The organism is Streptomyces griseorubiginosus (genome assembly GCF_017614965.1).
GTDB classification, from domain to species: Bacteria; Actinomycetota; Actinomycetes; order Streptomycetales; family Streptomycetaceae; genus Streptomyces; species Streptomyces griseorubiginosus_B.
Map to the genome: position 1 here is coordinate 1 of NZ_WVUG01000528.1, position 3,154 is coordinate 3,154.

1 protein-coding gene is annotated in these 3,154 nt (G+C 69.3%); it reads left to right on the plus strand.

Annotated elements, in window-relative coordinates; translation table 11 throughout:
* Nucleotides 1–40: 40 nt before the first annotated feature.
* The coding region (locus tag GRC12_RS43125; RefSeq protein ID WP_208785895.1) for an AAWKG family protein at nt 41–3,154 on the plus strand (3,114 nt) is incomplete at its 3' end.

A 3,154-nucleotide genomic window follows, 5' to 3' on the forward strand; every position in this document is an offset into this window, starting at 1 on the left:
CACCCAGACCCCCCACCGTCCTCCCACCCCGGAGCGTCCCTTGGCCGACTACGGCAATGACTACTGGGCCATCGCCGTCAACCTCCTGACCGGCTATCCGATGCCGCCCCGCAGCACCGTCTTCGACGACGTGACGGGCGAGGGCAAGGTCCCCATGCTCAACGTCACGATCGAGGACCGGACCTGGTCGGGGACGATCCCGGACGCCGGGACGGGCGGCGAGGACGTGGACGGACACGACTTCGTCATCCCGTTCTTCATCGCCGGCGCGGACGGGGCCAGCAAGAAGAAGCCGATCCTGCGTCGCGCGGTGTTCGACTTCGTCACCGCCGGCCCGAAGCTGGCGTACGGGGACGCCTACTGGAGCGACGAGACCAAGCAGGCCCTGGACGGCAAGGCACTCGGACAGTACATAGGCGGATCGCTGGACGCGTTACAGGCCATCGCCTTCGCCCCGTACTCCACCGTGGGGCTCAAGCTGAGCGGGGCTGCCGTCGTGGACGCGGCCGCCGTCGACATGAACACCTTCTACCGGGCCGCCAGCGCGTTCGACCGGGTCGGCAAGTTCTTCGTCGACCACGCCGCGACGGTCAAGCAGTGGCAGGACTCACTGGGCAAGGACAACGCCGCCTGGAAAGGCAAGGCGGCCGGCGTCTTCAAGGACCTGATCGACACGCTGCAGAAGAACTACCAGAGCTACGCAGACCAGATGCACCCGAGTGGCTTCACGGGGGCGAACACCTGGCAGCCGCACCTGTACACCTCGACGACCAAGCAGGGAGACGCGCTGATCGGGGCCGGCAACGCCGTCCTCGACGAGGCCCAGCACCTGCTCAGCACGGGCAAGAAGTGGGCCAGCGGGGCGAACGGCACCTACGCCGCCATGTCGGAGGACGGGTCGCAGTCCCACCTCGTCGGCATCGGGAATCCCTACGGGATCGTCCAGTCGCTTTTGCGCGAGGTCCTGTTGTGGGTGATGAAGCACAACTGGCCCGAAGTGCAGGTGACGACGAAGACCAGCTACGTCAGCAGCTACCAAGGAACGGGCGTGCTGGTCAAGGAGACGGAGTACGGCACGACCGCCAACTTCAAGGAGAACTTCCCCGGCTTCGGCAACCTGAACGTCATGTCCACCTGGCAGGCGCTGGGCAAGGACGCGGTGAAAGCCTGGAACGACGCCGTCGACAGTCAGCTCGTGCCGGCCGCCAAGGCGTCGCTGTCGAACATCAACAACGCCTGGATCTCCGCTCAGCACGTCATGGAGACCGTGGTGGAGACCAAGTCCACCAGTTCGCTGAGCAGTTCATCCGATCCCGATGGCGACGGCAACGACGGTCTGGACACCGACAGCTATATCCAGCAGTTGCAGGACCAGGCCCAGAAGGCGATCGACGACGCCAACAAGGCGGCCCAGGACGCCATCGACAAGGCCAACGCGGCGGCCCAGGCGGCGCAGGACGAGGCCAACAAGCAGGCGCAGGACGAGATCGACAAGATGCAGGCCGAGATGAAGCAGCAGCAGGAGGAGGACCAGAACCAGCTCAAGCAGGCCCAGGAGCAGGCCAACCAGCAGATCGACGACGCCAACAAGCAGGCACAGGCGCAGTCGCAGGCACAGAACGACCAGTTCCAGCAGCAACTGGCCCAGACCCAGCAGGGCACCGGAAACGTGAGCACCACCGGCTCGGACGGCCTCGGCGCCAATGGCGGCACCTCCCTCACGGGCGACGGCGGTACGAACCTGACGACCAGCTCGGGCAGCGGCGACGTCAGCACCACCGGCGGCACTCCCGCCACGGGCGACAGCGCTCTCGGCGCTGATGGCGGCGCTTCCCTCACGGGCGACGGCGCTCTCGGCGCTGATGCCGGCGCCTCCCTCACGGGCGACGGGGGTACGAGCCTGTCGACGAGCGCGGGGAGCGGAGACGTGAGCGTCGGCGGTGGTGACCCGCTCACCGGCGACGGCGGTGTGTCCGGTGCACCGATCGGCAGCATGTCCTCGTCCGTGACCAGCACGGGTGGCGGCGGCATCTCCGCCGGCGGCGGTCTCGGGGGTCTCGGCGGCGGCCAGAGCGGGGCCGGGACGATCACCAGCTCCGACGGCAGCATCACCCAGACCAACCCGGACGGCACCAAGGTCACCACCGCGCCCGACGGCACCGTCACCCGTGTCGACCCCGACGGGACCACCACGGTCACCCTCCCGGACGGCACCGTGCAGACCCAGAACCCCGACGGAACGGTCACCACGCACACCGGTGGGGGCACGGTCACCACCAACAACCCGAGCTCCGCGGGCGGCGGTGTGAGCACCAAGTACCCGGACGGGACGAGCACGACCGCGAACCCGGACGGCACGACCACGGTCACCGAGTCCGACGGCACGACCACGACGACCGACCCGGGCACGGGCCAGGTCAGCACCCACTACCCCGACGGCACGTCCTCCGTGACCGCGCCCGACGGCACGATCACCACCACCCACCCGGACGGTTCCACCTCGGTCTCCCACCCGGACGGCAACACCTCCGTGACCGGCCCCGACGGCACGGTGACCACCTCCGACGGGCACGGCACGACGACGGTGCGCTACCCCGACGGCACCTCCCTGACGTCCAGTCCGGACGGCAGCACCAAGATCACGGGCCCCGACGGCACCGTGACGACGTCCGACGGTGCGGGCACGATCACCACGACGAACCCGGACGGCTCGACGACGGTGACCCACCCGGACGGGACGATCTCGACCACGGGGCCCACAGGGTCGACCGTGACCGACCCGGGTCCCGGAACCACGACGGGCACCGGCTCCATGCTCGGCTCGGGCCTCGGCGCGACGGACGGCGGATCAGGCCTCGGATCCGGACTCGGCACGGGATCCGACCTGGGCTCCGGTCTCACCACGGACCCCGGCACCGGTCACGTCTCCACCGGCCTCGGCGGCTCTTCCGGTCCGTCCGGCTCCGCGAGCGTGCCGAGCACCGCCGATCTGTCGGGCGGCGCCTCGGGCGCCGGCCACTCGGGCGACGGATACGCCTACGACGAGACGTCCATGGGCGGCGGCGACCTCACAGGAGACAACCCGTTCCTCGCGTCGGATGCCGCACAGCAGCCCGCCGCTTCCGGGATGCCCATCGGTGGCATGGGCGGGATG